Below are 26,562 nucleotides of genomic sequence, written 5' to 3' on the forward strand. Positions count from 1 at the left end.
TCACGCCCTGCGGTTGGCCTCCCAGCCGGCCCAGGCCGAGGTGATCATCTCGCGGACGTCGTGGCGCGCCTTCCAGCCCAGCTCGGCCGCGATCCGGTCCGCCGAGGCCACGACCTTCGCCGGGTCGCCCGGGCGGCGCGGGGTGACCACGGCCGGGTGGGTGTGCCCGGTGAGCTCGTTCATCAGCTCGGTCATCTCCCGCACGGAGACGCCCTCGCCGCGGCCGATGTTGACGGTGAGGTCCTTGTACTCCCCCGCCGCGGCCCACTCCGCGAGCCGGCGCGCGGCCACCACGTGGGCCTCCGCCAGGTCCTCGACGTGGATGTAGTCGCGGATGCAGGTGCCGTCCGGGGTCGGGTAGTCGTCGCCGAAGATGCGGGCGCCCTCGCCGGCGTCGTAGCGCTCGAAGACCATCGGGACCAGGTTGAAGACCCCGGTGTCCGCGAGCTCGGGAGCGGCCGCGCCGGCCACGTTGAAGTAGCGCAGGCAGGCGGTGGAGATGCCGTGGGCCCGGCCCGCGGCCCGGACCAGCCACTCACCGGCCAGCTTGGTCTCCCCGTACGGGCTCAGCGGCAGGCAGGGGGTCTCCTCCGTGACCGACTCCACATCGGGCATCCCGTAGACGGAGGCCGAGGAGGAGAAGAGGAAGTTGCGGATGCCCGCGGCGGCCACGGCCTGGAGCAGCACCGTGAGGCCCTGCACGTTCTCGTGGTAGTAGTACGTCGGCTTCTCGACGGACTCGCCGACCTGCTTCTTGCCCGCCAGGTGCACCACGCCGGTGATGGCGTGCTCGCGCAGGGTCTCGTCGAGCACCAGCTGGTCCAGGACCGATCCGACCACCAGGGGCACGCCCTCCGGGACCCGGTCCTCGCGGCCCGTGGAGAGGTCGTCGAGCACCACCACCCGCTGGCCCGCCTCCAGCATCGCGCGGACGACGTGGGCGCCGATGTAACCGGCGCCACCGGTGATCAGAAAAGTCATGCGTGTCTCCCGAGCTCTAGCGTGACCTGCGCGTGCGGGCGCGGTCGAGGCGGTTGCGTACGAAGGTCAGCGCGCCCCCGGCGCCCGGCGCGAGGCGCAGGGCCAGCGCTCCGGCGGCCGTCCGGTACGGCTGCGCCAGCAGAACACCGTACCGGCTGCTGGGCAGCGCCCGACGGCGGAGCAGCGGGCCGAGGGGGCGCAGCGAGGTGACCAGGGAGCTCCCGTCGCCGCACTCCACGCCCGCCCGGACGTCCCAGGCCTGCATCCCGCGCAGCCCCCGGCGGCGCCCCGTGGCGGCCAGCGCGGCGAGCCGGAAGGGCACCTCGGCGCTCCAGCCGTCCCCGTCGGCGGCGGCGCGCAGTTCCACCGGGCGCACCTCGACGGGCTCCCCGCCCGCCCGGGGCAGGAAGCTCAGCCGCAGGGTCCGCGGCCCGGCCCCGGCGAGGCGCCCGTACAGGTCGCGCACCCGGATCCGGACGGCTCCGCGCCCGGCGGGCCCGGCCTCGACGGCGACGGGCAGCTCCGCGACCGACAGCTGCGCGAGACCGTCCAGCGGGACGGGCAGCCGCGCGCTCCACACCGGCGTTCCGGCGGGGTCCACGGCGTACGGGGGCGGCAGCCGGGGCGGTTCGGCGGCGAGGCCGGTCAGCCGCTCCAGGTCCTCGGGCGGGGTCTCGCCGGCCAGGAGCACGCGGGCGGTCCAGCGGGCCCGGGCGGGGGCGGCGTCGATGTCGGCGACGTCGAAGCCGGCCAGGTAGTCGCGGGTCAGGGTCCACCAGGCGGCCCGGTAGGCCGGGTCGGCGGGGAGCTCGCGCAGGTACATGCGCAGGTCGTAGTCGAGGAACTTGACCTGGCAGGCGCGCCCCAGTTCCGGTGCGGCCGCGGCGAGGTTGCGGGAGGCGGCGGCGTGGGCCTCGACGCGGGAGCGCCAGTTGCCGACGTCGGCGCGGGCCAGGGAGATCGACACCTGGGCGGCGCGGCGGCGCACGTGCCATACGTAGACGAGGTCGCCGACGACCGCGATCCGGGGGGCGGCGGCCAGCACGCGGGAGGTGAAGACGAAGTCCTCGTAGACGAAGCGGCCGTCGGGGAAGCGGATGCCGTGCGCGTCGAGGAAGGCGCGCTCGTACAGCTTGTTGACGCAGAGGGTGTCGCGGACGAGCTCGGGCCGGTCGGCGGGCCGCTCCACGACCTCGCCCGGCGTGTAGAGGCCGGGCATCCAGGGCACGTCGCGCCCCTCGGGCAGCTCACGGCGCACGCACGCGCCGACGGTGACCGGTGCCCGGTGCTCCTCGGCGGCCCGCAGGAGGGCCTCGGCCGCGCCCGGCGGCAGGACGTCGTCGCTGTCGAGGAAGAGGACGTACGGGGCGCTCGCGGCGGCGATGCCGTCGTTGCGCGGGGTGCCGCAGCCGCCGCTGTTGGTCGTGCGGTGCACGACCTTCAGGCGGGGGTGGACGGCGGCCAGGGCGTCCAGCACCGCCCCGGTGCCGTCCGAGGAGGCGTCGTCGACCGCGATGACCTCGGCGACCACCGGCCCCTGGGCGAGGGCCGAGGAAACGGCCTCGCCGACGAGCCCGGCGTCGTTGTACGCGATCACCACCACGCACACCGCGGGGTCCGGGGGACCCGCGGGGTCCGTGGTGGTGTCACTGCTGGAATCGCTGCTGCTCACCCGGAGGATCCTAGGCGAACGGTGTAAGGCCGGGTTCAACTCAGAAGGGGCGGAACTCGTCGTACTCCTGCTGGGAGGCGTCGCCGCGCTTGGCTTCCTTGTCCTTGCGGCGGGTGGTGGCCGGGCGCGGAGCGTCCAGGCGGTGGTCCTCGCCGCGGCGGCCCAGCATCTCGGCGCCGGCCATCATGGTCGGCTCCCAGTCGAAGACGACGGAGTTCTCGTCGGAACCGATCGCGACGCCGTCGCCCGAGCGGGCACCGGCCTTCTTCAGCGCCTCCTCGACACCGAGGCGGTTGAGCCGGTCCGCGAGGTAGCCGACGGCCTCGTCGTTGTTGAAGTCGGTCTGGCGGACCCAGCGCTCCGGCTTCTCGCCGCGCACCTGGTAGACGTCCTCGACCTCGTCGTAGGTGACGGTGAAGCCGGAGTCGTCCACGGCCTTCGGACGGATGACGATGCGGGTCGCCTCCTCCTTGGGCTTGCGGGCGCGGGCCTTGGCGACGACCTCGGCGAGGAAGTAGGAGAGCTCCTTCAGGCCCGTACGGGCGACCGCGGAGACCTCGAAGACCTTGTAGCCGCGGGCCTCCAGGTCCGGGCGGACCATCTCGGCGAGGTCCTTGCCGTCGGGGATGTCGACCTTGTTGAGGACCACGAGGCGGGGCCGCTTCTCCAGGCCGCCGCCGTACAGCCGCAGTTCTTCCTCGATGACGTCGAGGTCGGCGAGCGGGTCGCGGTCCGACTCCAGGGTGGCGGTGTCGAGCACGTGCACCAGCACCGAGCAGCGCTCGACGTGGCGCAGGAACTCCAGGCCGAGGCCCTTGCCCTGGCTGGCGCCCGGGATGAGGCCCGGGACGTCGGCAATGGTGTAGACGGTCGAACCGGCGGTGACGACGCCCAGGTTCGGGACGAGGGTGGTGAAGGGGTAGTCCGCGATCTTCGGCTTGGCGGCGGAGAGCACCGAGATCAGCGAGGACTTGCCGGCGCTCGGGAAGCCGACCAGCGCCACGTCGGCGACGGTCTTGAGCTCCAGGACGACGTCACCGGTGGTGCCGGGGACGCCGAGGAGCGCGAAGCCGGGCGCCTTGCGGCGGGCCGAGGAGAGCGCGGCGTTGCCGAGGCCGCCGCGGCCGCCCTCGGCGGCGACGTAGGTGGTGCCCTGGCCGACGAGGTCGGCGAGGACGTTGCCCTCCTTGTCGAGGACGACGGTGCCGTCCGGCACGGGCAGGATCAGGTCCTGGCCGTCCTTGCCGGAGCGGTTGTCGCCGGCGCCGGGCTGGCCGTTGGTGGCCTTGCGGTGGGGGCTGTGGTGGTAGTCGAGCAGGGTGGTGATGGCCTGCTCCACCACGAGGATGACGTCGCCGCCACGGCCGCCGTTGCCGCCGTCGGGGCCGCCGAGCGGCTTGAACTTCTCCCGGTGAACGGAGGCGCAGCCGTGGCCCCCGTTACCCGCGGCGACGTGCAGCTCGACGCGGTCCACGAAGGTGGTCATGGGTGTTCCTCCAGATACATACGGGAATGTCCCGGGCAGGCCTTGCTGCCCATTAAACGTGTCTATGTGACAACGCGCCGAGGGCGGACCTCTCTTCCCGGCGTGCGCCGGGAAGAGATGAGATCCGCCCTCGGGGTGTTACGAACGCTTCAGATCAGCAGGAGCTGGATCAGGCGGCCGGAACGATGTTGACGACCTTGCGGCCACGGTGCGTGCCGAACTGCACGGCACCGGCCTGCAGCGCGAACAGCGTGTCGTCGCCACCACGACCGACACCCGAGCCCGGGTGGAAGTGGGTGCCGCGCTGGCGGACGAGGATCTCACCAGCGGAAACGACCTGACCGCCGAAGCGCTTCACGCCGAGCCGCTGAGCATTGGAATCGCGCCCGTTCCGGGTGGACGATGCGCCCTTCTTGTGTGCCATGTCTCAGTCCCTCTTACTTCGCAGCCGTGGGGATACCGGTGACCTTGATCGCCGTGTACTGCTGGCGGTGACCCTGGCGACGGCGGTAGCCGGTCTTGTTCTTGTAGCGCAGGATGTCGATCTTGGCGCCCTTGTGGTGGTCCACGATCTCGGCCTGGACCTTGATCCCGGCCAGCACCCACGGGTCGCTGGTCACGGCGTCGCCGTCGACAACGAGCAGGGTCGAGAGCTCGACCGTGTCGCCAACCTTGGCAGTGGAAATCTTGTCAACCTCAACGATGTCGCCGACAGCAACCTTGTGCTGGCGACCACCGCTGCGCACGATGGCGTACACGCGGATCTCTCTCTCACTCGGGACGGATGCTCCTGAAGCCAGCCGCTCACGCGGGCCGGGGCCCGCGGTGATCCGGAATTGGACGAGCGGCCTCTCCCATGGGCGATCCGCTTGCGCGGACGATGCGGGAGGAAGGTGCTCAGGAGCGCGACGCACGCTGAACGGGTAATCGTTCAAGACACGCCGACGGTCTAGGTTACGGGGCTGGTTCCAGGGGGTCAAACCGGGCCCCGCAAGGCCGTGGGCCCCGCCGAGCGGCGGGGCCCACGGTCATGCGGTGGATCAGGCCTCGGTGGGCGCCGAGACCGAGGGCGGGGTCTGCTGCTCCGCCGCCGCGGTCTTCTTCGTCGCCCGCTTGGCCGGGGCCTTCTTGGCCGTCGTCGTCTTCTTGGCGACGGTCTTCTTGGCGGCCGCCGCCTTCTTGGCCGGAGCCTTCTTGGCCGTGGTGGCCGCCTTCTTGGCCGGAGCCTTGCGGGTGGCCTTCTTGGCCGGGGCCTTGGCCTCCTCGGCCTCCGCCCCGGCGGGAGCCTCGGCCGGCGTCTCGGCGGCCTTCTCGGGCTCCGCCTCGGCGACGGCCGGTGCGGCCTCGGCCGCAGGGGCCTCGACGACCACGACGGCCGCCTGCGCCGCGCCTGCCGGGGAACCGGCGGGAGCGGTGGCCTTACGGGTGGCACGGCGGCGCGGACGGGCCGGCGCGGCCTCCGGGGCGGGCTCGGCCGGGGCGACCGGCTCCGGGGCGGGCTCCGCCGCCACGACGGGCTCGGCGACGGGCTCCACGACCGGCTCGGCGACCGGCTCCGCGACGGCCTCGGCGACCGGCTCCGGGGCGGTGGCCTTGCGGGTGGCACGGCGACGCGTACGGCCCTTCGGCGCGGCCTCGGCGCTCTCCACGGCCTCGACGGTCTCGATGACGGCCTCGGTCTGCGGCTCCAGCACCGTGTCGGCCGGCTCGGCGACCGGCTCGGCCTCCACGACCGGGGTCACCGGCGCCTGCGCCGGGGCGGCCGCCCGCTCCGCACCGCGCGGGGCGCCCGCCGGAGCGGTCGCCTTACGCGTGGCGCGACGGCGGTTGCGCCGCCCGCTCAGACCCGCGGCGGCCTCGGCCTCGGCCGCGCTGCCGTAGAGCTCCTCGTCCGCGACGAACGCGGGCTCGGCGAGCGCACGCGGCGCGGCGATCTCGGCGGCCACCTCGGCCTCCGTCTCGCTCTCGCCCTCGAACAGGTCGTCCTCGACGCCCTCGACGACCGTCTCCGGCCCGTGGTCGTGCTCGTGCTCGTGCTCGTGCTCGGCGCGGCCGCCGCGGCGCTTGGAGCGCTTGCCGTTGCCGCCGCCACCGACCACGGTCGGGGTCTCCATGTGCACGATGACGCCGCGGCCGTTGCAGTGGACGCAGGTCTCGGAGAAGGACTCCAGCAGACCCTGGCCCACCCGCTTGCGGGTCATCTGCACCAGGCCCAGCGAGGTGACCTCGGCCACCTGGTGCTTGGTGCGGTCACGGCCCAGGCACTCCAGCATGCGCCGCAGGACCAGGTCGCGGTTGGACTCCAGGACCATGTCGATGAAGTCGATGACGACGATGCCGCCCAGGTCGCGCAGCCGCAGCTGGCGCACGATCTCCTCGGCCGCCTCCAGGTTGTTCCTGGTGACGGTCTCTTCGAGGTTGCCGCCCTGACCGGTGAACTTGCCGGTGTTGACGTCGATGACGATCATCGCCTCGGTCTTGTCGATCACGAGGGAGCCGCCCGAGGGCAGCCACACCTTGCGGTCGAGCGCCTTGGCGAGCTGCTCGTCGATCCGGTACGTCGCGAAGACGTCGACCTCGGAGGTCCAGCGCGACAGCCGGTCGGCCAGGTCCGGGGCCACGTGGTTCACGTAGCCGTGGATGGTCTCCCAGGCGGTGTCGCCGCTGACGATGACCTTCGAGAAGTCCTCGTTGAAGATGTCGCGCACGACGCGGACGGTCATGTCCGGCTCGCCGTACAGCAGGCTCGGCGAGGAGGTCGAGATCTGCTTCGACTTCTTCTGGATGTCCTCCCACTGCTCCTGGAGGCGCATGACGTCACGGCGCAGCTCGTCCTCGCTCGCGCCCTCGGCGGCGGTGCGCACGATGACGCCCGCGTCCTCGGGGACGATCTTCTTGAGGATGGTCTTCAGGCGCGCGCGCTCGGTGTCGGGCAGCTTGCGGCTGATGCCGGTCATCGAGCCCTCGGGCACGTAGACCAGGTAGCGGCCGGGCAGCGAGACCTGGCTGGTCAGGCGGGCGCCCTTGTGGCCGATCGGGTCCTTGGTGACCTGCACCAGGACCGACTGGCCGGACTTGAGGGCGGACTCGATGCGGCGCGGCCCGTTGGCCATGCCGAGCGCCTCGAAGTTGACCTCACCGGCGTACAGGACCGCGTTGCGGCCCTTGCCGATGTCGATGAAGGCGGCCTCCATCGACGGCAGCACGTTCTGGACCTTGCCCAGGTAGACGTTGCCGACGTAGGAGGTGGCCTCCTCCTTGTTGACGTAGTGCTCGACGAGGACGTTGTCCTCCAGCACGCCGATCTGGGTGCGCTCGCCGGCCTGGCGGACGACCATCACGCGCTCGACGGCCTCGCGGCGGGCCAGGAACTCGGCCTCGGTGATGATCGGGACGCGGCGGCGGCCCTGCTCGCGGCCTTCGCGGCGGCGCTGCTTCTTGGCCTCCAGGCGGGTCGAGCCCTTGATGGACTGGACCTCGTCGGAGGAGGTGGACTCGCTGCGCTCGCGCGCCGGGCGCGGCTCGCGGACCTTGACGACGGTACGGACGCCGTCCTCCTCGGCCGCGTCGGCGTCGGTCCCGCCGTCACCGCTGCGACGGCGACGACGCCGGCGGCGCCGGCTGGAGCTGGAGCCGAGGGCCTCTTCGGCCTCGTCCTCCTCGTCCTCTTCCTGCTCGGAAGCCTCGGCCTCGGCCTCGGCGTCCTCGTCGGCGGACTCGTCGAGGTCGGCGGACTCACCGCGGCGGCGGCGCCGGCCACCGCGACGGCGACGGCGCGAGGGGCGCTCGCCGGACTCGTCGTTCTCGTTCTCGTCCTCGTCGAGCTCGGCGGCCTCGGCCTCCTGCTCCTCGTCGACCAGCTCTACGTCGGCCAGCGAGACGGGGCCGGACGGCGCGGCCGGCTGCACGGGCTCGGGGGCGCCACGACGGCGACGACGACGGCCGGCCGGCTGCGCGGCGGGCGCCGGGGTCTGGACCTCGGCCACGGTCTCGGCCTCGGGCTCCTCGTCCTCCTCCGCGCGCACGGCGGCGGCAGCGGCCGCGGCGGCCATCGCGGCCGTCTCGGGGGTCTGGAACATCGGCTCGGCGAAGACCGGGGCCTGGAAGACGGCCACGGCGGGACGCGTGGCGCGGCGGGACGCCCTCGACGGGGACGGGGCGGCGGGCGCCTCGGCCTCGGCGGCCGGCTGCGCGGGGGCGGCCGACGTGGTGGAGCGGGTGGCGCGGCGGCGGCCGCCGCGCTTGGGGGAGTCGACGGCGTCGGCGACGGTCACGGCGCGGCCGGCGGACCGGGGGGCCTCTTCCGCCACGGCGGGGGCCGTCTCGGCGACGGCCTCGGCGGCCGGGGTCTCGACGGCGGCCGGAGCCGTCACGGCGCGGGTGGCACGACGACGGGCACGCGGAGCCGGAGCGGCGGCCGGAGCCTCCTCCTCGACCGGAGCGGCGGCGGGGGCCGTCTCGGCTACGGCCTCAGCGGCCGGGGTCTCGACAGCGGCCGGAGCGGTCACGGCGCGGGTGGCACGACGACGGGCACGCGGGGCCGGAGCGGCGGCCGGAGCCTCCTCCTCGACCGGAGCGGCGGCGGCCGGGGCCGTCTCGGCTACGGCCTCAGCGGCCGGGGTCTCGACAGCGGCCGGAGCCGTCACGGCGCGGGTGGCACGACGACGGGCACGCGGAGCCGGAGCGGCGGCCGGAGCCTCCTCCTCGACCGGAGCGGCCACGACGGCCGGAGCCTCGGGAGCCGCGGCCTCGGCGGCGGGCGCCTCCGGAGCGGCGACGGCGCGGGTGGCGCGACGACGGGCACGCGGAGCCGGGGCGGCGGCGGGGGCCTCTTCGGCGGCGGGCGCCACGGGGGCGGCCTCCGCGACGACGGCCTCGCCGGGCGCGGTGGCCTCTACGGCGACCGGAGCGGCCACCGCGCGGGTGGCACGGCGACGGGCACGCGGCGCGGGGGCGGCGGCCGGAGCCTCCTCCACCACGGGCGCGGCCTCGGCGGCGGGTGCCTCCGGGGCGGCAGCGGCGCCGCCGGGCGGGCCGGCGGGCCGGGAAGCCGCGCGGCGACGCCTGCGCGGGGGCAGGTTGTCGCTGGGGCTGCCACTGTCGGCGGCGGCGGTGTTTTCGTTTTCGGTGTTGAGCATGCGGGGTTCTCCCGTCACGCTCCCGGGCGCCGCGGCTGACATCCGGTCCGGCACGGCTTCGCGTAATGAGCGCGGAGCCGGCCTCCGGGGCGCGTTCGCCACACGGGAGCTGTAGTCCATGGCCGCCGGTTCCGTACGTATGGTCCGTACGGCCTGGCGGAAGTCTTCAGGTCAGTGCGCTGCCCGACCCAGGTGGCTCCCGAGTGCCAGGGCGGCGCGACGACGACGATCCCTACGCGGCGGGACCTTCCGGCGCCTTCGCGTCGGCGGGCACGGCGGCCGTGGGTGGGGCGGCCGTGACAGCCTCGCGGTCGGGCGCGAGCGGGTCGGTCACCGTGCCGGACTCCTCGTCGAAGAGCCCCTGCGCCAGCCTGGTCACCGCTGCGGGGACCGGCGGCGCCAGGTCGGCCACAGCGTGGAGACCGGACAGGACGTCGTCGGGTCGCACGGCAGGTGTCAAATGCCGAACAACCAGCCGCAGTATCGCACAAGCATTGTCCAGCGGCCTATCAGCCTGGACCGGAATGGCTTCCAGGGAGACGACCGCGGCCCGGGTGTCGAAGGTGCGCACGCCGTTCTTGGTGCGGCGCTGCACCTCCACGGACTCGGCGGCGAGGAAGATCCCCACCGCCCGCTCGGCGTCGGCGGGGTCCACGCCCTCCAGGCGCAGCTCCCACACGGAGGCGGTCAGCCGGTCCGCGAGCCCGGAGGTACGGGCTTCGACGGCGTCGATGATGTCGAGCCCGAGCGGCATCGACTCGTCGAGGAGCGCACGGAGCTTCTCGGGGTCGCGGGCCGCGGCGAGCCCGATCTCCAGGTACTCGGCCTCGCTGCCGGTGCCGGTGGGCGCGGCGTTCGCGTACGAGACCCGGGGGTGGGGGGTGAAGCCGGCCGAGTACGCCATGGGCACCTCGGCGCGGCGCAGGGCGCGCTCGAAGGCGCGCTGGAAGTCTCGGTGGCTGGTGAACCGGAGGCGGCCACGCTTGGTGTAGCGCAGTCGGATGCGCTGCACCACCGGTGCGGGAGGCGGGCCTTCGGGCTGTCGCTTGCCCAGTGGTTCTTCTCCTTGTGCGGGGCGTCGCGGCTCGCGCGTCGCCCTGAGTGTCCGTGGGGCCGGGCCGCCGTGCCCTGCCTCCGGCTCACCCCTGCGGTTGCTCGTGCAGGGAGATCTCGGGAGCGGGCGCGGTGCCTACGGCTGTCGTACTACCCAGAGTACGCGCCCGTGACCTCGCCGGTTCCCGGGGCGCCCCCCAGGACAGCGCGCGCCGCACCTCGCCGCGCGCTTCGCGCACGGCGGCCCGGGCGCCGCGCCAGACCTCGCGGACCACGTGTCCCACGGGGGTGGCGACCTGCCGGTAGGCCCAGGCGCAGGGCCGTGCGAAGAGCCCGCGCCACAGCAGGACGAGCCCGCGGCCCAGGGCCCGGCTGACCCGGCCGGCCAGCTGCCAGGCGCCGGCCAGCAGCCGTCCGAGCGGGGCGAGCAGCCAGGCGTACGCCGCCCGGCCGAGCGGGGCGAGCAGGTGGCGGTACGCGCCGACGGCCACCGGCCGGGCGGCGTACCGCCACAGCGCGGCCCAGGGCCACACCAACAGCGCCCGGCCGAGCCACACCAGCGCGGTCCCGATGCCGCGCGCCACCCATGCGGTCCCCTGCCCGGCGGGCACGAGGACGTAGCGCCACAGCGCGGCGCACGGCCGGACGAACAGCGCCGTTCCCACGGCCCGCCCGGCCAGGGCGAGGGCCCGGCCCACCGGCCGGAGCAGGTGGCGGTCCACCGCGCGCAGGGCCCGGCCGAGCCCCTCGGCCAGCGGCCGGAGCAGGTACGTGCCCGCCGCGCGGCCCAGCCACGCCAGGCCCCGCCCGGCGGGCTCCAGTGCGTACCGCCACAGGCCCGCCCACGGCCAGACGAAGACCAGCTTCAGCACGATCACGGCCGCCCGGCCGAGCACGCCCAGGACCGGACGCAGCACCCGCGCGTGGAAGCGGCCCAGCCCCCGCCCCGCAGGCCCGAGGACGCGCCGGTTCAGCAGCCGGGCGACCGCGACGAGCACGTCCCACACCACCCGGACGGGCAGCACCACCAGGACGGCCACGATCTTGACCGGCACCCGCAGGACGCCGACCAGGCATCCTTCGGCGCCGGGCGCGGGCTGCCGCTTCTCCATATCCATGCCGCTAAGGACACCAGAAGCGCCGGGGCCGTTGCGCCGGGCGCAAAAACGGGGACCCCCCGCCGTTGACGGCGGGGGGTCCCCGGGGATCACGCGACCACGGTCACGCGGTCACGGTCACGCGGTCACTTCACGACCGACAGCGGCAGCAGCTTCTGCCCCGTCGGGCCGATCTGGATGTGCGTGTCCATCTGCGGGCAGACGCCGCAGTCGAAGCACGGGGTCCAGCGGCAGTCCTCGACCTCGGTCTCGTCGAGGGCGTCCTGCCAGTCCTCCCAGAGCCAGTCCTTGTCGAGACCGGAGTCCAGGTGGTCCCAGGGCAGCACCTCTTCGTAGGTGCGCTCGCGGGTGGTGTACCAGGCGACGTCGACGCCGTGGGCCGGCAGCGTCTTCTCCGCCGCCTGCATCCAGCGGTCGTACGAGAAGTGCTCGCGCCAGCCGTCGAAGCGGCCACCGGACTCGTACACGGCGCGGATGACGTCGCCGATGCGCCGGTCGCCGCGCGAGAGCAGGCCCTCGACGATGCCGGGCTTGCCGTCGTGGTAGCGGAAGCCGATGGAGCGGCCGTACTTCTTGTCGCCGCGGATCTTGTCGCGGAGCTTGCCCAGCCGGGCGTCCGTCTCCTCGGCCGACAGCTGCGGGGCCCACTGGAAGGGGGTGTGCGGCTTCGGCACGAACCCGCCGATCGAGACCGTGCAGCGGATGTCGTTCTGACCGGAGACCTCGCGGCCCTTGGCGATGACGTTGACCGCCATGTCACCGATCTGGAGGACGTCCTCGTCGGTCTCGGTCGGCAGCCCGCACATGAAGTACAGCTTCACCTGGCGCCAGCCGTTGCCGTACGCCGTGGCGACGGTTCGGATCAGGTCCTCTTCCGAGACCATCTTGTTGATGACCTTGCGCATGCGCTCGGAGCCGCCCTCGGGGGCGAAGGTCAGGCCCGAACGGCGGCCGTTGCGGGTCAGCTCGTTGGCCAGGTCGACGTTGAAGGCGTCCACCCGGGTCGACGGCAGGGACAGGCCCACCTTGTCGTCCGAGTAGCGGTCCGCGAGGCCCTTGGCGATCTCGGCGATCTCGGTGTGGTCCGCGGAGGACAGCGACAGCAGGCCGACCTCCTCGAAGCCGGTCGCCTTCAGGCCCTTCTCGACCATTTCGCCGATGCCGGTGATGCTTCGCTCCCGCACGGGGCGCGTGATCATGCCGGCCTGGCAGAAACGGCAGCCGCGGGTGCAGCCGCGGAAGATCTCCACGGACATGCGCTCGTGGACCGTCTCGGCGAGCGGGACCAGGGGCTGCTTGGGGTAGGGCCACTCGTCGAGGTCCATGACGGTGTGCTTGGACACGCGCCACGGCACGCCGGAGCGGTTCGGCACGACCCGGCCGATGCGGCCGTCCGGCAGGTACTCGACGTCGTAGAAGCCCGGTACGTAGACGTTGCCCGTCTTCGCGAGGCGCAGCAGGACTTCCTCGCGGCCGCCCGGCCGGCCTTCGGCCTTCCAGGCGCGGATGATCTCGGTCATGTCGAGGACGGCCTGTTCGCCGTCGCCGATGACCGCGCAGTCGATGAACTCCGCGATCGGCTCGGGGTTGAAGGCCGCGTGGCCGCCCGCGAGGACGATGGGGTGGTCGACGGTACGGTTCCTCGCCTCCAGCGGGATGCCCGCCAGGTCGAGGGCCGTGAGCATGTTGGTGTAGCCCAGCTCCGTGGAGAAGGACAGGCCGAACACGTCGAAGGCGCCCACCGGGCGGTGGCTGTCGACGGTGAACTGCGGCACCTCGTGCTCGCGCATCAGCGCTTCGAGGTCGGGCCACACCGAGTAGGTGCGCTCGGCGAGGACGCCCTCGCGCTCGTTGAGCACCTCGTAGAGGATCATGACGCCCTGGTTGGGGAGGCCGACCTCGTACGCGTCCGGGTACATGAGCGCCCAGCGGACGTCCGCGCTCTCCCACGGCTTGACGGTGGAGTTGAGCTCACCACCGACGTACTGGATGGGCTTCTGCACATGCGGGAGCAGAGCTTCGAGCTGTGGGAAGACCGACTCGGACATCACGCGACTTTCGTGAAGCGGGCAGGGGGCGACTCTCAAGCGTACCCCGAGGCCCGGTCGCCCCCGCCCACATGATCACTTGAGGGCGGCCCGCAGCCGCGGGTCGGCGGCCTTCGCCCACACGTGCGGGAGTTCGCGTTCGAGGCGGTCGGCGAAGGCCTCCTCGCGGGCGTGCAGCAGGCCCCAGGTGAAGGTCGCCTCGCCCGCGCCCTGCGCCTGGACGGCGAGGCCGAACAGCGCCTCGCGGGCCACCACGCTGTCCTGGTGGTCGCCGAGGAGGCTCTGTACGGACTTGGCGGCCTTGGCCAGCCGCTTCGCCGGCTTGCCGAGGGCGGGCCGGGCGGCCTCGGCCGCGTACCGGGCGCGTTTGGCGGCCTTGCGGGCCCCGTGCAGGGCCAGGTCCCGTTCGTGTCCCGGCTCCATGGCCAGGGCCGCCCGGACCCGGCCCGCGAGCCGTTCGTCGTCGTGCAGAACGGCCTTGGGCAGGACGCTGTCGGCGGCCCGGGCGGCTGCCTTGCGCAGCGGCGGGTCGGCCAGCAGCGCCTCGACGGAGTCCAGCAGGCCGGTGTACCAGTCGGCGTCGAGCGCGGCCAGGGCCTGGAGCCGGGTCTCCTGGCGGCGCCCGGTGTCCCAGATCAGCAGCCGGTCGCGGACCGGGCCGAGGCGCAGGGCGGCCGGGACCTCGTCGAGGCGCTCGCGCAGCCGCCCGGCGAGGACCTCCTGGTCGCGGACCGCCCCGAGTTCGGCGGCCAGCCGGCGCAGCTGCTCGCCGAGCGGGTCGGTGACCTCGCGGTCCAGGACGTCGCGGTAGCTCTTGAAGGCGCTCCGCAGCCGCCGGGTGGCCACCCGCATCTGGTGGACGGCGTCGGGCAGGTCACGGCGGACGGCGGGGTCGAGCGTGACCAGGGCCTCGTACTGGGTGCGCAGGTACGCGAGGACGTGCGCGCCCGCCGACCCGTCGGCGGGGCCCGGGGCGGCCGGGGCGGCGGGTGCGGTGCCGGTCTCGGCGAGGGCGCGCGCCAGTTTCGAGGGGGCGTCGGACACCCGGAGCCCGGCCGTGCGGAACGTGTCCTCGACGGCGTCCAGCAGCGCGGGGTCCGTGCCGTCCGCCAGCTCGACCTCCACCTCGGTCCAGTCGGCGCTGTCGGGGCCGCTTTCGGCGAGGACGGTGTCGGTGGACAGCTCGGCGAGCAGCGCCCCGCCGGCGTCGAGCAGGTGGACCACCTCGCGGGAGGACAGCAGCCGGACCCGGGGCTCCAGCGGTTCGTCCCGTACGCGGGAGCGCAGCAGGGCGGCGAGCTCCTCGGGGACGGTGTCGCCGAGCGGGGCGCGGATCTCGTCGCGGACTCCGGGCGCGACGGGCAGTTTCAGGTGCCAGCCGGCGTCCTCGCCGCCGGTGCGGCGGCGCAGGGTGACCCCGTCGGCGGCGAGCCGGTGGCCGGGCGTGTCGTAGTAGACGGCGTCGAGCTGGACGGTGCCCCGCTCGCTCACCTCGGCGATCCCGGCGGTGCCGGTCAGGTCCGGGAGCCGCCGGCCACCCCCGGCGGTCCCGCCGGATTCGTCGTGGGGTGCGCCGCCGGGTCCGCCGCCGGCCTGCGCGAACTCGAATTTCCGCTCGATCTCCCGCTTGGTGTCCGCCATGAACCGAATCTAGTCCGGAACCGGCGGCGGCCTCCCCGGCGCGGTCAGGCCGACAGGGGGCGCTGGACCCGGACGGACTGGAGCAGCCCGATGGCGACCCACACGGCGAACATCGACGATCCTCCGTAGGACACGAAGGGCAGCGGGAGCCCGGCCACCGGCATGATGCCGAGGGTCATTCCGATGTTCTCGAAGGCCTGGAAGGCGAACCAGGCGATGATGCCGGCGCACACGACGGTGCCGTAGAGCTCGGTGGTCTCGCGGGCGATCATGCAGGCGCGCCAGAGCACGATCCCGAGCAGGACCAGGATCAGTCCGGCGCCGAGGAAGCCGAGCTCCTCACCGGCCACGGTGAAGACGAAGTCGGTCTGCTGCTCGGGCACGAACTGGCCGGTGGTCTGCGAGCCGTGGAAGAGCCCGGAGCCGGTCAGTCCGCCGGAGCCGATCGCGATGCGCGCCTGGTTGGTGTTGTAGCCGACGCCGGCGGGGTCGAGCTCGGGGTTGGCGAAGGCCGCGAAGCGGTTGATCTGGTACTCGTCGAGGATGCCGAGCTGCCAGATCAGGACGGCCCCGGCGGCGCCGGAGGCCAGCAGGCCGACCACCCAGCGGTTGGAGGCGCCGGAGGCCAGCAGCACGCCGAGCACGATGATGACCATGACCATGACGGAGCCCAGGTCGGGCATCAGCATGACGATGCCCATCGGGGCGGCGGCCAGGCACAGGGCCTTCATCACGGTGCGGTGGTCGGGATGCGCCAGGTCGCCCGCGTCCACCCGGGCGGAGAGCAGCATGGCCATGCCCAGGATGATCGTGATCTTCACGAACTCGGAGGGCTGGAGGGAGAACCCGCCGCCGATCACGATCCACGCGTGGGCGCCGTTGATGGTGGCGCCGAGCGGGGTGAGCACGGCGATGATCAGGACCAGCGAGAGCCCGTAGAGGATCGGTACGACCCCGCGCAGGGTGCGGTGCCCCAGGCAGATGGTGCCGATCATCAGCACGATGCCGATGCCGGTGTTCATGGCGTGCCGGAGCAGGAAGTAGTACGGGTCCCCCTGGTTCAGCGAGGTGCGGTTGCGGGTCGCCGACCACACCAGCAGGGAGCCGATGCCGGACAGGGCGAGCGCGGACAGCAGTATCGGCCAGTCGAGCCGGCGCACGACGGAGTCGCGCGCGGTGAGCTTGGCGACCGGCCCGCGCTGGGGCGCGTACCGCGAGACGGAGAACTTGTTGGCGGTCTGCATCGGGGCCTCAGTCCTGCCTGGCCACGGGCGGGGCCGGCGGTCCGGCGAGGGCGGGCGGCGCCGAGTCCTCGGGCGACGGCGGCACGTACGGCCTGATCTCCGGGGAGTCGATGGAGCCGTCGGGCTGGATGGTGGGGAGCTTGGCCTCGGGCTTGAGCAGCAGGGCCTTCTTCGGGTCCTGCTTGCCCGCCATGTCGAGGCCGTAGATGGCGTTGTAGACGTTGCGCACGGCCGGACCGGAGGCACCGGAGCCGGTGCCGCCCTGGGAGATCGTCATCACGATCGTGTAGTCCTCGGTGTACGTGGCGAACCAGGAGGTCGTCTGCTTGCCGTAGACCTCGGCGGTGCCGGTCTTGGCGTGCATCGGGATCTCCTTCTGCGGCCAGCCGCCGAAGCGCCAGGCGGCGGTGCCGCGGGTGGCGACGCCTTCCAGGGCCTCGTCGATCTGGTCCCGGGTCTTGGAGGTCATCGGCAGCTTGCCGTGGGCCTGCGGCTTGATCTCCTCGACCTTCTTGCCGTCGGCGCTGATGACCGCCTTGCCGATGGTCGGGTTCCACATGGTGCCGCCGTTGGAGATGGCCGCGTAGATGGTGGCCATCTGGATCGGGGTGACGAGCGTGTCGCCCTGCCCGATGGAGTAGTTGACGGAGTCACCGGCGCGCATGAGGTTGCCTTCGAGGCAGTTCTCGTAGGACAGCAGCTCGATGTAGGTGCCGCCCTTCTTGCCGGTCTTGCACCACTGGTCCTTGTTGGCCTCCCAGAACTTCTGCTTCCACTGGCGGTCCGGGACGCGGCCCTTCTCCTCGCCGGGGAGGTCGACGTGCGTCTCGGCGCCGAGTCCGAACTGGTGGGCGGTCTTGTAGAAGATGTCCGCGGGGTGGGCGACCGGCTTGAGCGCGCCGTCCTTCTGCCACTGCTGGTGGGCGAGGGCGTAGAAGACGGTGTCGCAGGAGACCTCCAGCGCCTGGCCGAGGGTGATGCTGCCGTGGCCCTGGGACTCGAAGTTCTTGAAGACCTGGCCACCGATGGAGTACGAGCTGGGGCAGGGGTACTCGCCGTCGAACTTGTACCCGGCGTTGACCGCGGCGGTGGTCGGGATGACCTTGAAGATGGAGCCGGGGGCGGCCTGGCCCTGGATCGCCCGGTTCATCAGCGGGACGTTGGACTCCTTGGCGGTGAGCTTGGCGTAGTCCTTTCCGGAGATCCCGCCCACCCACACGTTGGGGTCGTAGGTCGGGTTGGAGGCCATCGCCACGACGCGGCCGGTCTTGGACTCCAGGACGACGATGGCACCGGCATCGGCCTTGTAGGGCACGCCGGTGTTGCGGTCGATCTCCTTGCGCGCCGTGAGCATGGCCTGGTTGAGCTCGTACTCGGCGACGCCCTGCACGCGGGCGTCGATGCTGGTGACCAGGTTGGCGCCGGGGATGGCGGGGTCGTTGGCGGCCTCGCCGATGACCCGGCCGAGGTTGTCCACCTCGTAGCGGGTGACGCCGGCCTTGCCGCGCAGCTGCTTGTCGTAGGTGCGCTCCAGGCCGAAACGGCCGACCTGGTCCGAGCGCAGGAACGGCGAGTTCGTCGTCTTCGCCTTGACGATCTCGTCGTCGGTGACCGGGGAGAGGTAGCCGAGGACCTGCCCGGTGTTGGCGCCGCCGGGGGCCGGGTAGCGGCGTACGGCGGTGGGCTCGGCGGTGATCCCGGGGAAGTCCTCGGGGCGTTCGCGGATCTGGAGGGCCTGCTGGGTGGTGGCCTCCAGGGTCACCGGGATGGGCTGGTACGGGGAGCCGTTCCAGCAGGGCTGCGGGGTCTTGGAGTCGCAGAGGCGGACCTTGTCCATGACGTCCTGCGGCTTCATGTCGAGCACCCCGGCCAGCCGGGTCAGGACGCCCTTGCCCTTGTCCTTTATCTTCATCAGCTCGGTGCGGCTGGCGGAGACGACCAGACGGGTCTCGTTGTCGGCCAGCGGAACGCCGCGGGCGTCGAGGATGGACCCGCGGACGGCGGGCTGGACGACCTGCTGGACGTGGTTGTTCTTGGCCTCGTCGGAGTACTCCTGACCGTTGCGGATCTGGAGGTACCAGAGCCGGCCGCCCAGGGTGAGCAGCAGGGAGAAGACGAGCACCTGAAGGATGACGAGCCGGATCTGCACCCGGGGGGTGCGGCCGGTCTCCGGAATGTTGGTCACGACTGCTCCCCCGTCACAGCTTCTTGACGCTCTTCACGCCCTTGACGCCCTTTATGCGGCCGGCCCGGCCGGCGCGGCCCCGCGCGCTCCTCAGGCGCAGGCCGCCGCGCTGGCTGCCGATGCGCAGCCCCGTCCCGCCGGCCAGCCAGCCGGAGGAGACGTCCTTGCCCTGGGGCGGTCCCCCGCCCGCTTCGACGGCCATCGGGTCGTTCTCCGCGCGCCGGGCCAGGGCCATGATGAACGGCACCGTGAAGGGCGCGAGCAGCAGGTCGTAGAGGGTGGCGGTGAACAGCAGCCCCGCGAGGCCCACGTGCCGGGCGGCGGTGTCTCCGACGAGGGCGCCCACGCCCGCGTACAGCAGGGTGGAGCCGATCGCGGCGGCGACGACGGTGAGCATCGGCCCCCAGGCGGAGCGGAAGCGCCCGTTGTCGGGGCGGACGAGGCCCACCAGGTAGCCGATCAGGCACAGGACGAGCGCGTAGCGCCCGGCGGCGTGGTCGGCGGGCGGGGCCAGGTCGGCGAGCAGGCCGGCGCCGAAGCCGATGAGGACTCCGCCGACGGGCCCGTAGACCAGGGCGAGGGCGACCACCGTCAGCAGGACGAGGTCGGGGACGGCGCCGGGCAGCTGGAGCCGTCCGAGGACGGTGACCTGGATGACGAGCGCGACGGCGACGAGCGTGCCCGAGAGCAGGATCCGGTTGAAACGCATGGTGGTCGGCTCCTACTCGTCGGCCGGCTTGGCGGAGGCACTGGCGGACGCCGACGGGGTCACGGTGACGGTGACGGTCGGGGTGGGCTTCACTTCGGGCTTGGGCGGCAGGACGGCGTCGCGCGGGTCCTCGCGCGGGGGCATGACGACGACGCCGACGATGTCCAGGCGGGAGAACCCGACGAAGGGCCGCACCCACACGGTGCGCGTCAGGTCGCCGCGCGAGGGGTCGACCTTGACGACCTCGCCGATGGGGACGCCGGGCACGAAGGGCTTGTTGCCGCGCGAGCCGAAGGTGACGAGCCGGTCGCCCGGGTTCACCTTGGCCTTGCCGTTGAGCATCTGCACGGACAGGGCGCGGTCGCCCTGGCCGGTGGCGAAGCCGAGTTCGCCGGTCTTCTCCAGGCGGGTGCCGACGGTGAAGTCGGGGTCGTTGGCGAGGACCACGGTGGCGGTGTCGGGACCGACCGTGGCGACGCGGCCGACGAGACCGTCGCCGTTGAGCACGGTCATGTCGCGCTCGATGCCGTCCTTGCTGCCCGCGTCGATGGTGACGGTCCAGGAGAAGCCCTGGGCCGCTCCTATTCCGATGACCTCGGCGCCCTTGATCCCGTACTGTCCGGCGCCGGCCCGCTTGAGCATCTCGTCGAGCTCGCGGATCCGGCTGCGTGTCTGGTCGTCGCTGCCCAGCTTGGTCTTGAGCGCGGTGTTCTCGCGCTCCAGCGTCGCGATCCGGTTGTGGCGCTCACCGGAGTCGCGGACGGCCCCTATGGCGTTGGCGACCGGGTCCACCGCGGTCGCCATGCCCTTCTCGACGGGGCCGAAGACCGCCGCGGCGGCCTGCCGGGCGCCATCGACCGGCGACTCCTCGCCCGCTCTGATGTCCACCGTGATCAAAGCGAACGCGATGGCGATCAGAAGCACCAGGAGCAGCCGGCTCTCTCGTGTGTCCCTCACGTGTGGAGGCCGTGCCTTCCTCGTAGAAACCCATGCGGCGGAGCCGCTCCGGTGGAGCCGGGGCACGCACCGGACTGTGCCTGTATATCAACGATCCGCCGCACGGGCGCGGTAGCACCCGTACGGCGGATCCTTGTGTTCCGCATGCCCCGTTCGCGGGGTTTCGGTCAACGCCGGGGCTGGGCGTCCAGGACCTGCTGGAGGGCTTCGAACTCCTCCACGCACTTGCCGGAGCCGAGGGCCACGGAGTCCAGCGGATCTTCCGCGATGTGGATCGGCATGCCCGTCTCGCGGCGCAGCCGCTCGTCGAGCCCGCGCAGCAGGGCGCCGCCGCCGGTGAGCACGATGCCGCGGTCCATGATGTCGCCGGAGAGCTCCGGCGGGCACTTGTCGAGGGTGGTCTTGACCGCGTCGACGATCGCGTTGACCGGCTCCTCGATCGCCTTGCGGACCTCGGCGGCCGAGATCACCACGGTCTTGGGCAGCCCGGACACCAGGTCCCGGCCGCGGATCTCGGTGTGCTCGTCCTTGTCGAGGTCGTACGCCGACCCGATGGTGATCTTGATCTGCTCGGCGGTGCGCTCGCCGAGGAGGAGCGAGTACTCCTTCTTGATGTGCTGGATGATCGCGTTGTCCAGCTCGTCGCCGGCCACCCGGATGGACTGTGCCGTGACGATTCCGCCGAGGGAGATGACGGCGACCTCGGTGGTGCCGCCGCCGATGTCCACGACCATGTTGCCGGTGGCCTCGTGGACGGGCAGGCCCGAGCCGATGGCGGCGGCCATGGGCTCTTCGATGATGTGCACCTGGCGGGCGCCGGCCTGCGTGGACGCCTCGATGACCGCGCGGCGCTCCACTCCGGTGATGCCGGAGGGCACGCAGACCACCACGCGCGGACGCGCCAGGTACCGGCGCTTGTGGATCTTGAGGATGAAGTACCGGAGCATTCGCTCGGTGATCTCGAAGTCGGCGATCACGCCGTCCTTGAGGGGGCGTACGGCGACGATGTTGCCGGGCGTCCGGCCGATCATCTTCTTCGCCTCGGAACCGACCGCCAGGATGCCACCGGTGTTCGTGTTGATGGCGACCACGGACGGCTCGTTCAGGACGATTCCCCGGCCCCTCACGTACACCAGCGTGTTGGCGGTCCCGAGGTCGATCGCCATGTCACGGCCGATGAACGACATGTTGTTCCCCTTGTTCCCCATGAGGAGCGTCTGGCCTTCCAGTTGATAGCGGCTGCTGTCAGGTCGGCGAGGTGGGTGGGTGGGTGGAGGCCCCATCGTAGTGCCGCACGTACGGACATCGCGCGACGGGACTCCGGCAATCCCGCCGGAACGGATACCCGCCCCCTAGTGGTGACGTCGTGTCCTGTCCAGTCGTTCCCGCTCCGCGCCCGCAATACCGAAGGGCGACCGAAATTACTTCGGTCGCCCCAGGTCATGAGCGCTATATGGCTGATGTCGCGTCAGGAAAGAGTGCTCAGAGAGCGGGGAAGAAGAGCTTCAGTTCCCGCTCCGCGGACTCCTCGGAATCCGAGGCGTGGACCAGGTTCTCCCGGGTGATGCTGCCGAAGTCGCCCCGGATGGAACCGGGCGCCGCGGCGATCGGGTCGGTGGGTCCGGTCAGCTGGCGGACACCCTCGATCACGCGTTCCCCTTCGACCACCAGGGCGACGACCGGACCGCTGGACATGAAGCCCATGAGCGGCTCGTAGAAGGGCCGGCCCACGTGCTCGGCGTAGTGCTGCTCCAGGATGCTCCGGTCGAGCGTACGCAGCTCCAGCGCGGGGATGGTCCAGCCGGCCTTCCGCTCGATGCGGCCGATGATCTCGCCGATCAGGCCGCGCCGGACGGCGTCGGGCTTGAGCAGGACGAGCGTGCGCTGGGTCATGGTGCTAACTCCTTGCGGCATACGGGTGCGGTAGGGCGAATCTACAGGGCCGTTACGGGGAACCGTCACGCAGCGTCAGGAGCGGCGGCCTCCGCCTGGGCGGCCCAGCGCGCCTTGACCGCGTCGATCTTCCGGCCGTAGTGCACGGAGCACCACCACAGGCCCGCGAAGACCGCGCCCAGGAAGAACATCGTCGGCACCACGAAACCGCTCGCGATCAGGCCGACCTGCAGCGCCCAGCCGAGCGGCACCGCGCCGGGACGCGAGAGCATCCCGCACAGCAGCACCGACAGCAGCATGACGACGCCGCAGACCGTCCACACCTGGGCCTGGGTCAGGTCCGGGTCCTTCATGGCCACCAGGCCCGCGAAGCCGACGACGAAGAATTCACCGATCAGCGTGCTCGCGCAGAGCGTGCGCATCGATTTCTCAGCCCCTCTTGAACAGCAGGCGGGCCTCGCCCACCGTGATCACGGAACCGGTCACCAGGACTCCGGCCCCACCGTATTCGGCCTCTTCCTCCGCCAGGGTGACGGCCGCCTCCAGGGCGTCGTCCAGCCTGGGCTCCACCTGCACCCGGTCCGCGCCGAAGACCTCGACCGCTACGGCCGCCAGCTCGTCCGCGCCCATGGCCCGGTGACTGGTGTTCTCCGTGACGACGACCTCCGCGAAGATCGGCTCGAAGGCCTCCAGGACACCCCGGACGTCCTTGCCCTCGCTCGCCGCCACCACGCCGATCAGCCGGCTGAAGCCGAAGGCCTCGGTGACGGCCTCCGCCGTCACCCGCGCCCCGGCCGGGTTGTGCGCGGCGTCCAGGATCACCGTCGGGCTGCGGCGCACGACCTCCATGCGGCCCGGCGAGGTCACCGAGGCGAAGGCCCGGCGCACCGTGTCCGCGTCCAGCTCCCGCGCGTGCTCCCCGCCGACCCCGAAGAAGGCCTCGACGGCGGCCAGCGCCACCGCCGCGTTGTGCGCCATGTGGGCGCCGTACAGCGGCAGGAAGATGCCGTCGTACTCGCCGCCCACCCCGCGCAGGGTCAGCATCTGGCCGCCTACCGCCACCTCGCGGGAGACGACCCCGAACTCCATGCCCTCGCGGGCCACCGTCGCGTCGACCTCGACGGCCTTCTTCAGCAGCACCTGCGCGGCGTCCACCGGCTGCTGCGCCAGGATCACGGTGGCGCCCTGCTTGATGACGCCGCCCTTCTCCTGGGCGATCTCGCCGGGCGTGGAGCCGAGCCGGTCCGTGTGGTCGAGGCTGATCGGGGTGATCACCGCGACGGTCCCGTCGATCACGTTGGTGGCGTCCCAGGTCCCGCCCATGCCGACTTCGACGACCGCCACGTCGACGGGCGCGTCCGCGAAGGCGGCGTACGCCATCCCGGTGAGCACCTCGAAGAACGACAGCCGGTACTCCTCGGCGGCGTCGACCATCTCCACGTACGGCTTGACGTCGTGGTACGTCTCCACGAACCGCTGGGCGTCGATCGGCGCCCCGTCCAGGCTGATCCGCTCCGTCACCGACTGCACGTGCGGGCTGGTGTAGCGGCCGGTGCGCAGCTCGAAGGCGTTCAGCAGGGCCTCGACCATGCGGGCCGTGCTGGTCTTGCCGTTGGTGCCGGTGATGTGGATGGACGGGTACGCGCGCTGCGGCTCGCCCAGGACGTCCATCAGCGCGGCGATGCGACTGACGGACGGCTCCAGCTTGGTCTCGCCCCAGCGCGTGCCCAGCTCCTGCTCCACCTCCAGGAGCGCCTTCGCCACCTCCGGGTCCTGGGGGCGGGAGGGCACCGGATCACCCGTGGGCGGCCCGGCCTGGGCGCGCAGGGTGCGGCTGCCGGCCTCGATCACCGCCAGGTCGGGGTCGCGGTCGGACTCTTGCGCCACTATCTGGTCGAACTCGTCGAAGGAGTCGTCGAGGTGGTCGACGCCGTCACGGTCGGGGATCTCGGGCTGCTGCTCACTCACGGACCCCAGTCTACGGACGAGGACCCCCGGGACTTTCGGCCCGGCCGTTTCGGGACCTTCGGCGACGAAAGCGACCGGATCGTTATGCAAGCCTTGCGGGCAGGAGATTGGGGAACAAATGCCGCAGGCCAGCGCCAACAAGACAGCCTCCAGCCGCGACATAGGCATCGACCTGGGGACCGCGAACACCCTCGTCTACGCCCGCGGGCACGGAATCGTCCTCAATGAGCCGTCCGTGGTCGCGGTCAAGGCGGGTACGACCACCGCCCTCGCCGTCGGCGCCGAAGCCAAGGAGACCATCGGCCGCACCCCGGGTTCCATCACCGCGATCCGCCCCCTCAGGGACGGGGTGATCTGCGACTACGAGGCGGCCGAGGAGATGATCCGGCACTTCGTCCGCAAGGCCGTCCCCGGCCGGCGGCCCCGCACCCGGATGGTGATCTGCGTGCCCTCCGGGGTGACCCCGGTCGAGCGCAGGGCCATCATCCACGCCTCCACCCGGGCCGGCGCCAAGGCCGTCCACCTGATCGAGGAGCCCATGGCGGCCGCGATCGGCGCCGGACTGCCCGTCGCCGAGGCCCGCGGATCGATGGTCGTCGACATCGGCGGCGGCACCTGCGAGGTCGCCGTCATCTCCCTCGGCGGGATCGTCACCTCCCAGTCGCTGCGCGTCGGCGGGGACCGGCTGGACGCGGCGATCACGGACTGGGTGCGCAAGGAGCACGCACTGCTCATCGGGGAGCGCACCGCCGAGGACGTCAAGATCGGCATCGGCTCGGCGTGGCCCGTCCCCGACCGGCCCGAACTGGAGACCCGCACCTTCACCGTGCGCGGCCGCGAGAAGGTGGGCGGCATGCCGAAGACGCTGGAGCTGACCGCTCCGGACGTGCGCGCCGCCCTGGACGAACCGGTCGAGGCGATCATCGCCGCCGTCCGCACCACCCTGGAGGAATGCCCGCCCGAACTGTCCGGCGACGTGATGCAGCACGGCATCGTCCTCACCGGCGGCGGCGCCCTCCTGCCCGGCCTCGACCTGCGCATCGCCTCCGCGACGGGCATCCCGGTCTTCGTCGCGGACGCCCCGCTGGACTGCGTGGCCCTCGGCTCCGGCAAGTGCGTGGAGGACCTGGACACGGTGAACAGCCTGTTCAAGGCATAGGTTCCCGGCATAGGGGGGCGCACGGGAGGGCCCGCGCGGGAGGGGCCTAGCCGCGCGGGAGGGTCGCCACCACCACGTACGCGTCCTCGCCGCGGGTCGCCGTCAGCGCGCCCCCCAGGCTGCGGACGCGCTCGGCCATGCTCGCCGTGCCCGAGCCCGCCGAGACCGGCGCCCGGCCCGGACCGCGGGCCGGGAGCGCGTTGCTGACCGCGATCCGCAGCCGGTCCCCCTCTACGCCGATCGCCACGTCGATGGTCTCGCCGTGCGCGTGCTTGGCGGCGTTCGTCAGGCACTCCTGCACCACCCGGTACACCGCGGCCTGGCGCAGCGGCGACAGCGCGCGTGCGCGCCCGGGTCCATGACGAGCCGTACGGGCGAGCCGGCCCGTCCGCTCTCCCGCGCGAGCTCCGCCAGCCCGTCCACGCCCGGGGTCGCGGCCCGCTCCCCGCGCTGCACGATGATCTCGTTGAGCACCAGGTGCGCCCGCCGCGCGGTGTCGGCCAGCTCCTCGAAGTCCTTCGCGTACGCCGTCTCGCGCGCCCGCACCGAAAGCACCTCGGAGCGCACCGTCAGCAGGGTCAGCTCCCGTCCGACGAAGTCGTGCACGTCCCGGGCGACGGAGGTGCGCTCCTGCTGGACGGCGTTCAGCACCGCCGTCTCGGCGCGCCGGGCCTCCAGCTCGCGCACCAGGTCGTGCCGGTAGGCGGCTATCCCGACGGCCGAGGCGAGCACGCCGATCGGCACCACCAGGCTGAGGAAGGAGCTGAGCGTCTCCGCCCGCGGCTCGGGCCAGCCCGGCAGGCTGAACACCGCGAGCGCGAAGGCCACGTAGCCCAGGGTGGCGAGGATCCCGGCCCGCCGGCCCCGGTAGCGCCCGACGGAGTACAGGGCGAACTGGATCAGGGTCAGCTCGTGCAGCCAGCCGATGAACAGCAGCGAGGTCGCGTACGCCAGCCACGGCATCCGGCGCCGCAGGAGCAGGGTCGAGCAGCCCAGGGTGAGCACGACGGCCGCCGACGGGCCGTTGAGCGAATTGTCGGCGGCGGCCAGGCCCGGCAGGTCCAGGGCCATCAGGGCCAGACAGCCCAGGGCGGTGAGCACGTCCTGTGCCCGCGGTGAACCGGCCCAGCGCTCCGTGAGCCGGCGTCCGGCGGCCACGACCCGGTGGACCGCCGAGGGGGCGGGCTTCGCGTGCATGCCCTCCATCATCCGTGCTCGGCGGCCGGGATCGGATCCGCGAGACGGACATATGAAGTGATATGCGGCACTAAGGATGGCTTCGGACAGGGCCGTCCGGCCCCATCCGCCCG

The 26,562-nt window shown here is 72.5% G+C and carries 21 protein-coding genes; 1 reads left to right on the forward strand and 20 read right to left on the reverse strand.

Annotation, left to right across the window (positions count from 1 at the left end; genetic code table 11):
- The 18 genes from galE to ACFYYT_RS09050 all read right to left on the reverse strand — a co-directional run bounded on the left by galE (window position 1) and on the right by ACFYYT_RS09050 (window position 24,093).
- Window positions 1–981 carry a UDP-glucose 4-epimerase GalE gene (galE, locus tag ACFYYT_RS08965; RefSeq protein WP_351816736.1) on the reverse strand — a complete coding sequence of 327 codons (981 nt, stop codon included), beginning with the start codon at window positions 979–981 and terminating at the stop codon, window positions 1–3.
- Window positions 982–997: 16 nt separating this feature from the next.
- Window positions 998–2,653, reverse strand: coding sequence for a glycosyltransferase family 2 protein (locus tag ACFYYT_RS08970; protein WP_351816733.1), 1,656 nt, complete (start codon window positions 2,651–2,653; stop codon window positions 998–1,000).
- A gap of 40 nt (window positions 2,654–2,693) precedes the next feature.
- Entirely contained in the window at window positions 2,694–4,139 is a 1,446-nt protein-coding gene (obgE, locus tag ACFYYT_RS08975) for a GTPase ObgE (protein ID WP_351816730.1), read from the reverse strand.
- Between the two features lie 169 nt (window positions 4,140–4,308).
- Window positions 4,309–4,563: a 50S ribosomal protein L27 gene (gene rpmA, locus ACFYYT_RS08980; protein ID WP_030027134.1), complete on the reverse strand. Its 255-nt coding sequence runs from the start codon at window positions 4,561–4,563 to the stop codon at window positions 4,309–4,311.
- A 13-nt stretch (window positions 4,564–4,576) separates the two neighbouring features.
- Window positions 4,577–4,897 carry a 50S ribosomal protein L21 gene (gene rplU, locus ACFYYT_RS08985; RefSeq protein ID WP_030159347.1) on the reverse strand — a complete coding sequence of 107 codons (321 nt, stop codon included), beginning with the start codon at window positions 4,895–4,897 and terminating at the stop codon, window positions 4,577–4,579.
- Window positions 4,898–5,179: 282 nt separating this feature from the next.
- Window positions 5,180–9,277, reverse strand: a complete 4,098-nt coding sequence (locus tag ACFYYT_RS08990) for an Rne/Rng family ribonuclease (protein WP_351816728.1) — start codon at window positions 9,275–9,277, stop codon at window positions 5,180–5,182.
- Window positions 9,278–9,509: 232 nt separating this feature from the next.
- Entirely contained in the window at window positions 9,510–10,289 is a 780-nt protein-coding gene (locus ACFYYT_RS08995; protein ID WP_351816725.1) for a TIGR03936 family radical SAM-associated protein, read from the reverse strand.
- A 127-nt stretch (window positions 10,290–10,416) separates the two neighbouring features.
- Window positions 10,417–11,448: a hypothetical protein gene (locus tag ACFYYT_RS09000; RefSeq protein WP_351816722.1), complete on the reverse strand. Its 1,032-nt coding sequence runs from the start codon at window positions 11,446–11,448 to the stop codon at window positions 10,417–10,419.
- Window positions 11,449–11,573: 125 nt separating this feature from the next.
- A complete protein-coding gene (locus ACFYYT_RS09005) occupies window positions 11,574–13,499 on the reverse strand; it encodes a TIGR03960 family B12-binding radical SAM protein (RefSeq protein ID WP_351816719.1) in 1,926 nt (641 codons plus the stop codon).
- Between the two features lie 72 nt (window positions 13,500–13,571).
- Complete coding sequence (locus tag ACFYYT_RS09010; RefSeq protein ID WP_351816716.1) at window positions 13,572–15,137, reverse strand: CYTH and CHAD domain-containing protein; 1,566 nt, start codon at window positions 15,135–15,137, stop codon at window positions 13,572–13,574.
- A gap of 44 nt (window positions 15,138–15,181) precedes the next feature.
- Window positions 15,182–16,381: a rod shape-determining protein RodA gene (gene rodA / locus ACFYYT_RS09015; protein ID WP_351816714.1), complete on the reverse strand. Its 1,200-nt coding sequence runs from the start codon at window positions 16,379–16,381 to the stop codon at window positions 15,182–15,184.
- Between the two features lie 7 nt (window positions 16,382–16,388).
- Window positions 16,389–18,566 carry a penicillin-binding protein 2 gene (gene mrdA, locus ACFYYT_RS09020; RefSeq protein WP_351816711.1) on the reverse strand — a complete coding sequence of 726 codons (2,178 nt, stop codon included), beginning with the start codon at window positions 18,564–18,566 and terminating at the stop codon, window positions 16,389–16,391.
- 13 nt (window positions 18,567–18,579) lie between these two features.
- Complete coding sequence (gene mreD, locus ACFYYT_RS09025) at window positions 18,580–19,275, reverse strand: rod shape-determining protein MreD (RefSeq protein ID WP_351816708.1); 696 nt, start codon at window positions 19,273–19,275, stop codon at window positions 18,580–18,582.
- Window positions 19,276–19,287: 12 nt separating this feature from the next.
- Window positions 19,288–20,232, reverse strand: a complete 945-nt coding sequence (mreC, locus tag ACFYYT_RS09030) for a rod shape-determining protein MreC (RefSeq protein WP_351816705.1) — start codon at window positions 20,230–20,232, stop codon at window positions 19,288–19,290.
- Between the two features lie 167 nt (window positions 20,233–20,399).
- Window positions 20,400–21,419, reverse strand: a complete 1,020-nt coding sequence (locus tag ACFYYT_RS09035) for a rod shape-determining protein (RefSeq protein WP_008738981.1) — start codon at window positions 21,417–21,419, stop codon at window positions 20,400–20,402.
- Between the two features lie 295 nt (window positions 21,420–21,714).
- Window positions 21,715–22,125, reverse strand: a complete 411-nt coding sequence (gene ndk, locus ACFYYT_RS09040) for a nucleoside-diphosphate kinase (protein WP_351816702.1) — start codon at window positions 22,123–22,125, stop codon at window positions 21,715–21,717.
- Between the two features lie 65 nt (window positions 22,126–22,190).
- The gene (locus tag ACFYYT_RS09045) at window positions 22,191–22,547 is read right to left on the reverse strand and encodes a DUF4233 domain-containing protein (protein ID WP_351816699.1); all 357 of its coding nucleotides are present in this window, start codon (window positions 22,545–22,547) and stop codon (window positions 22,191–22,193) included.
- Between the two features lie 7 nt (window positions 22,548–22,554).
- Window positions 22,555–24,093, reverse strand: coding sequence for a bifunctional folylpolyglutamate synthase/dihydrofolate synthase (locus tag ACFYYT_RS09050; protein WP_388607263.1), 1,539 nt, complete (start codon window positions 24,091–24,093; stop codon window positions 22,555–22,557).
- 118 nt (window positions 24,094–24,211) lie between these two features.
- Between ACFYYT_RS09050 and ACFYYT_RS09055 the strand changes: the two genes are divergently transcribed.
- Window positions 24,212–25,252 (forward strand): rod shape-determining protein, encoded by a 1,041-nt coding sequence (locus ACFYYT_RS09055; RefSeq protein ID WP_351816696.1) that lies wholly within the window; start codon window positions 24,212–24,214, stop codon window positions 25,250–25,252.
- 46 nt (window positions 25,253–25,298) lie between these two features.
- On the opposite strand, the gene ACFYYT_RS09060 is transcribed toward ACFYYT_RS09055, so the two are convergent.
- On the reverse strand, window positions 25,299–25,556 hold the full coding sequence (locus tag ACFYYT_RS09060; protein WP_351816693.1) for a hypothetical protein: 258 nt from the start codon (window positions 25,554–25,556) through the stop codon (window positions 25,299–25,301).
- Window positions 25,538–26,449, reverse strand: a complete 912-nt coding sequence (locus ACFYYT_RS09065) for a histidine kinase (RefSeq protein WP_351816691.1) — start codon at window positions 26,447–26,449, stop codon at window positions 25,538–25,540. The genes ACFYYT_RS09060 and ACFYYT_RS09065 overlap by 19 nt, the downstream gene beginning before the upstream one ends.
- Between the last annotated feature and the right edge of the window lie 113 nt (window positions 26,450–26,562).

The sequence above is a fragment of the Streptomyces sp. NPDC002032 genome, assembly GCF_042890765.1.
In the GTDB taxonomy this organism is placed as follows: Bacteria; Actinomycetota; Actinomycetes; order Streptomycetales; family Streptomycetaceae; genus Streptomyces.